General features: G+C 66.1%; 5 protein-coding genes. 2 read left to right on the top strand and 3 right to left on the bottom strand.

The genetic code is table 11. The features are described from left to right. Positions 1-17: 17 nt before the first annotated feature. Positions 18-887, top strand: coding sequence for a glucose-1-phosphate thymidylyltransferase RfbA (rfbA, locus tag OCH239_RS21005; RefSeq protein WP_037267348.1), 870 nt, complete (start codon positions 18-20; stop codon positions 885-887). Here the strand turns inward: rfbA and rfbD are convergent. Genes rfbD through rfbC form a run of 3 tightly spaced genes read right to left on the bottom strand, consistent with a single transcriptional unit; the run spans position 884 to position 3,401 of the window. Continuing rightward, entirely contained in the window at positions 884-1,741 is an 858-nt protein-coding gene (gene rfbD / locus OCH239_RS21000) for a dTDP-4-dehydrorhamnose reductase (protein ID WP_037267345.1), read from the bottom strand. The genes rfbA and rfbD overlap by 4 nt on opposite strands. 37 nt (positions 1,742-1,778) lie before the next feature. After that, positions 1,779-2,831 carry a dTDP-glucose 4,6-dehydratase gene (rfbB, locus tag OCH239_RS20995; RefSeq protein WP_037267343.1) on the bottom strand — a complete coding sequence of 351 codons (1,053 nt, stop codon included), beginning with the start codon at positions 2,829-2,831 and terminating at the stop codon, positions 1,779-1,781. 3 nt (positions 2,832-2,834) lie between these two features. Further along, the gene (rfbC, locus tag OCH239_RS20990) at positions 2,835-3,401 is read right to left on the bottom strand and encodes a dTDP-4-dehydrorhamnose 3,5-epimerase (protein ID WP_037267341.1); all 567 of its coding nucleotides are present in this window, start codon (positions 3,399-3,401) and stop codon (positions 2,835-2,837) included. A gap of 451 nt (positions 3,402-3,852) precedes the next feature. On the opposite strand from rfbC, the gene OCH239_RS20985 reads away from it, so the two are divergent. After that, on the top strand, positions 3,853-4,587 hold a 735-nt coding region (locus OCH239_RS20985; protein WP_037267339.1), incomplete at its 3' end, for a UDP-glucose dehydrogenase family protein.

Genomic DNA, 4,587 nt, shown 5'->3' with positions numbered 1-4,587 from the left:
AAAAGGCAGGCAAACGCATGACTTCGCGCAAGGGCATCATTCTGGCCGGAGGCTCCGGCACGCGGCTTTACCCGATCACCATGGGTCTCTCGAAGCAGCTCCTGCCGGTCTACGACAAGCCGATGATCTACTATCCGCTCTCGGTGCTGATGCTGGCCGGGATCCGCGAGATCTGCATCATCACCACACCCGAAGACCAGGACCAGTTCCGCCGCGTGCTTGGCGATGGCGGCCAGTGGGGCGTCGCGCTCACCTATGTCGTGCAGCCCTCCCCCGACGGGCTCGCGCAGGCCTATCTGCTGGCCGAGAGCTTCCTCGCTGGCGCGCCTTCGGCGCTGGTGCTCGGCGACAACATCTTCTTCGGTCACGGCCTGCCGGAGATGCTTGCCGCCGCCGATGCGCGCGAGACCGGAGGCACCGTCTTCGGCTACCGCGTCGCCGACCCCGAGCGCTACGGCGTCGTCGCCTTCGACGACGAGTATCGCGCCACCCGCATCATCGAGAAGCCCGCAGAGCCGCCGTCGAACTTCGCGGTCACCGGGCTCTACTTCCTCGACGGCTCGGCACCCGACCGCGCGCGCGCGGTCACACCGTCCGCACGCGGCGAGCTCGAGATCACCACGCTGCTCGAGATGTACCTCAACGACGGCCTGCTCGACGTGCAACGCATGGGCCGCGGCTATGCCTGGCTCGATACCGGAACCCATGAAAGCCTGCTCGACGCGGGCAACTTCGTGCGGACGCTGGAAAAGCGGCAGGGGCAGCAGACCGGCAGCCTCGAGGAGATCGCCTTCGACAAGGGCTGGATCGACCGCGACGCGTTGGAGAAGCGCGCCGCGCTCTTCGAGAAGAACGCCTACGGCGTCTATCTCAGGGGGCTTCTCTAGGGCCGAGCCCCGAGTTCGGTCAGGATCTCCCGAAGGCTCGCCCGCCAGTCGGGCTGGGCGATGCCGAAGGCAGCTTCGGTGGCGGAATTGTCCATCCGCGAATTGCCGGGGCGTTTGGCGGGCGTCGGAAACTCCGAGCTCGGGATGTCCACGACCTCGGGCGTGAGGCCAGCCTGGGCGAAGATCTCGCGCGCAAAGTCGGCCCAGCTGACGTCCGGGCCTCCAGAGAGATGGTATGTTCCGGTCTTGCGCGGATCGCCCCGCAGCGCCTCCGCGATGGTCAGGCACGCGCGCGCGATGTCGGTCGCCGCGGTCGGACCGCCGATCTGGTCCGAGACGATCGTCAGCCGGTCGCGCTCGGCGCCGAGCTTCAGCATCGTCTTCACGAAGTTCTTGCCATGCGCCGACACCACCCACGAGGTGCGCAGGATGACATGGGGGCCGCCGGCTTCGCTCACCGCCTCTTCCCCGGCGAGCTTGGTGCGTCCGTAGGCGCCGAGCGGCGCCGTCCGGGCATCCACGGCGAAGGGTCGGTCCCCCTGCCCGTCGAAGACGTAGTCCGTCGAGATCTGCACGAAGGGAATGCCGCGCCGCGCCGCCGCCCGTGCCATCTCGCCCGGCGCATCCGCGTTGATCCGCTGCGCCTCTGCCTCGTGCTCCTCGGCGGCGTCGACCGCGGTCCAGGCGGCGGCGTTGATCACCGCGTCCCACGCGCCGCTCTCGATGATGTCGCCGCAGCGACCGGGTTCGGTGAGGTCCGCCTCGTCCCGGCCCATGCAGAGCACGGAGGCCCCGCCGATCCGCGCGAGTTCCGTCGCGACCTGTCCGGTCCGTCCGAAGACGAGAATGGTCATATCGGATCTTCCTTGATACCCAGTTACCGTGCCGCGCTCATCCGCCGGTGCCGAGCCGCCGCCCGACACCCTCGCGCGCCTGCAGCGCCCGCCACCAGTCCTCGTTCTCGAGGTACCAGTCGACGGTCTTCTCGAGGCCCTGTTCGAGCGTCACCGACGGCCGCCAGCCGAGTTCGGTCGCGATCCGGCCCGGATCGATCGCGTAGCGCAGATCGTGGCCGGGGCGGTCCTCGACGAAGGTGATCTGCTGCGAATAGGACGTGTTTTTCGTACGTTTCGCGTCGAGAATCTTACAGATGTTACGAACCAGGTCGATATTCCGCGCCTCGTTCTCGCCGCCGATATTGTAGCTCCGCCCGACCGCACCGCGCTGCACCACCGTCAGGAGCGCATCGGCGTGGTCCTCGACATAGAGCCAGTCCCGCACGTTCTCGCCGCGCCCGTAGACGGGGATCGGCTCGCCGGCGAGCGCCCGCAGGATCACCACCGGCACGAGCTTCTCGGGGAAGTGGAAGGGCCCGTAATTGTTGGAACAATTGGTCAGGACGACCGGCAGCCCGTAGGTCTCGTGCCAGGCCCGGACGAGGTGGTCGGAGGACGCCTTCGAGGCCGAATAGGGCGAGCGCGGATCGTAGGGGGTGTCCTCGGTGAACTGCCCGTCGGTCTCGGGATCGGGTCCGAGCGAGCCGTAAACCTCGTCGGTCGAGATATGGTGGAAGCGGAAGCTGTCGGGTCTACCCCTTGCGGTCCAATAGGCCCGCGCCGCCTCGAGCAGGTGGAACGTGCCCATCACGTTGGTCTCGATGAACGTCCCCGGCCCGTCGATCGAGCGGTCGACATGGCTCTCCGCGGCGAGATGCATGACCGCGTCGGGCCGGTGCGCCGCGAAGATCCGGTCGAGCGCCGCGCGGTCGCGAATGTCAGCGTGTTCAAAGGCATAGCCGGGCGCATCCGCCACCTCGGCGACGTTGTCGAGGCAGGCGGCATAGGTCAGCGCGTCGAAATTGACGACCTCGTGCCCGTCCCGGATCGCCTGGCGCACGACCGCCGATCCGATGAACCCGGCCCCGCCGGTCACAAGCAGCTTCATCTCTCAGCCCTCCCACACGAACGGCGTCTCGAACGCGGCAAGTCTCTGCGCCGCTTCATCTTTTTCCGACAATGCAGCCTCGCTCTCGGCGATGCCCCAGTCGATCCCGATATCGGGATCGTTCCACAGCACCGCCCCGTCGCACTCGGGCGCGTAGTAGTCCGAGCATTTGTAGACGATCTCGGTATCCGGCTCCCGCGTCACGAACCCGTGCAGAAACCCCGCCGGAACAAGAAGTTGCCTGCCGTTCTCGAAACTCAGCTCCTCTCCGACCCACTGCCCGTAGGTCGGCGATCCCCGCCGCACGTCCACCGCAACATCGAAGAGCCGCCCCCGCCCGCAGCGCACCAGCTTGTCCTGCGCATGCGGCGGCGACTGGAAATGCAGCCCCCGCACCGTGCCCGCCTTGGCCGACAGCGAATGGTTGTCCTGCACGAAGTCGATCTCGATCCCCGCCTCCGCCAACCGCTTGTAATTCCAGCTCTCCGAGAAGAACCCGCGGTCATCCCCGAACCGCCGCGGCGTCAGGATCAGCACGCCAGAAAGCGCCGTCTCTTCGATCTCGAGCATGGGTCTACAACGTCCTTTCGGTGGGGCGTGTGTCTGCGGCTGCGCTCCCCCGCTACAAAGCAATCTGCGCGAGGGAAACCCATACCGGTCGGGAATTGGAGCCAAACCGATGCACCAATGCCGCGCGCTTGTGTGGGTCTGCAAGGCGCGACATATCGAATGGAAGGACGGTCCCCGCGGTTTGTCCGAGGCAGGCGCCTCGCGCCTTCTAACGGAGATCCAAGATCGCGAGGCGGCGGTCAAACTGCCGCGTTGCCTTGAGCTTGCGCGGCAGGATCGCGGCCACGTTGAACGGGCTCCGATACTCGGTGCAGCAGCAGCCCTCTAACTGTCTCTCGCTTGGTGCCGCCTCCAAGGACGCTTCTTCGCAGCACTGCGGCACGGTCACATTGACGCGGATAGACGTCTCGGCCAAACCCCTGCCAAAGTCGTGGGCACGAGGGAATTCGCCATGAAAATCGCCATGATCGGAACCGGCTATGTGGGCCTCGTCTCGGGCGTCTGCTTTTCGGATTTCGGGCACGACGTCGTCTGCGTCGACAACAATCCCCAGAAGCTTGAAATGCTCGAGCGCGGCGAGGTGCCGATCTTTGAGCCGGGGCTCGACGTGCTCATGGCGAAGAACGTCGAAGCGGGCCGTCTGACCTTCACCAGGGATCTCGCCAAGGCGATCGACGGCGCGGGAGCGGTCTTCATTGCCGTCGGCACGCCGACCCGGCGCGGCGACGGGCATGCGGATCTCACCTACGTGATGGCCGCCGCTGAGGAAATCGCCAAGGCGGCCAAGGACTACGTCGTCATCGTGACCAAGTCGACGGTGCCCGTCGGCACCAACCGCAAGGTGCGCGAGACCGTCGCCGCGGCCAATCCGGATCTCGATTTCGATGTCGCCTCGAACCCCGAATTCCTACGCGAAGGTGCGGCGATCGACGATTTCATGAAGCCCGACCGCGTCGTCGTGGGCGTCGAGACCGATCGTGCCGCCAAGGTCATGGAAGACATCTACCGTCCGCTCTACCTGCGCGACTTCCCGATCGTGACGACCGACCTCGAATCGGCCGAGATGATCAAATACGCGGCGAACGCGTTTCTCGCGACCAAGATCACCTTCATCAACGAGATCGCGCATCTCTGCGAAAAGGTCGGGGCGGACGTCAAGGAAGTGTCCAAGGGCATGGGCCTCGAC

Source organism: Roseivivax halodurans JCM 10272 (assembly GCF_000521785.1).
Taxonomy (GTDB): Bacteria; Pseudomonadota; Alphaproteobacteria; order Rhodobacterales; family Rhodobacteraceae; genus Roseivivax; species Roseivivax halodurans.
The sequence above is the reverse complement of the archived record's forward strand: the minus strand, read 5'-3'. Positions and strand labels throughout refer to the sequence as shown.